Annotated in this window: 1 protein-coding gene; it reads left to right on the forward strand. The window is 70.0% G+C overall.

Annotated elements, in window-relative coordinates; translation table 11 throughout:
- The coding region (locus ABZ208_RS39145) for an MDR/SDR family oxidoreductase (RefSeq protein WP_356914208.1) at positions 1–1,082 on the forward strand (1,082 nt) is incomplete at both ends.

A 1,082-nucleotide genomic window follows, 5' to 3' on the forward strand; every position in this document is an offset into this window, starting at 1 on the left:
GCGTCGCTGCCGGCGGGTGAGGCGTGGCGGCTGGCGGTCGGCCGGGCCGGTTCGCTGGAGGACCTGGCACTCGTCCCGTCCGACGGCGGACGTCCACTGGGTGCCGGTGAGGTGCGGGTCCACGTCCGGGCAGCGGGTGTGAACTTCCGGGACGTGCTGATTGCGCTGGGGATGTACCCGGGCGAGGCACCGCTCGGCAGTGAGGCCGCCGGTGTGGTGCAGGAAGTCGGTGAAGCCGTCACGGACCTGAAGCCGGGCGACCGGGTGTTCGGGTTCGTGCCTGAGGGGTTCGGGCCGGTGGCGGTGGCGGACCGGCGGATGGTTGTGCCGATGCCGTCGGGCTGGTCGTTTGTGCAGGCGGCGGCGGTGCCGGTGGTGCATCTGACGGCGTACTACGGTCTGGTGGAACTGGCGGGTGTGCGTCCGGGTGATCGGGTGCTGGTGCACGCCGCGGCGGGTGGTGTGGGTATGGCCGCCGTGCAGCTGGCCCACCACCTGGGTGCGGAGGTGTTCGCGACCGCGAGTGCGCACAAGTGGGATGCGGTGCGGGCGCTGGGTGTCGCGGACGGGCGGATCGCCTCATCGCGCGACCTCACCTTCCGGGAGACGTTCCTGGAGGCGACCGGCGGTGCCGGTCTGGATGTGGTCCTGAACGCGCTCGCGGGCGAGTTCGTCGACGCCTCCCTGGATCTGCTGCCTCGTGGCGGCCGGTTCATCGAGATGGGCAAGACCGATGTCCGTGAGCCGCAGGCCGTGGCCGGTACGCATCCCGGTGTGCGGTACGAGTCGTTCGACATGTTCGACGGGGCGGGGATCGACCGTCTTCAGGAGATGCTGGTCGAGATCTCCGCACTGTTTGAGCAGGGTGCGCTGTTGCACGCGCCGGTCCGCGCATGGGATGTGCGCCGGGGTCCTGAGGCGTTCCGGTTCCTGCGCGAGGGCCGCAACATCGGCAAGGTCGTACTCACCGTTCCACAGGCGCTCGCCCCGTCCGGGACGGTGCTGATCACTGGTGGTACCAGTGGTCTGGGTGCGCTGTTCGCCCGGCATCTGGTGGAGCGTCACGGAATCACGCAGCTGTT

Source organism: Streptomyces sp. NPDC006208 (assembly GCF_040613775.1).
Lineage (GTDB): Bacteria > Actinomycetota > Actinomycetes > Streptomycetales > Streptomycetaceae > Streptomyces.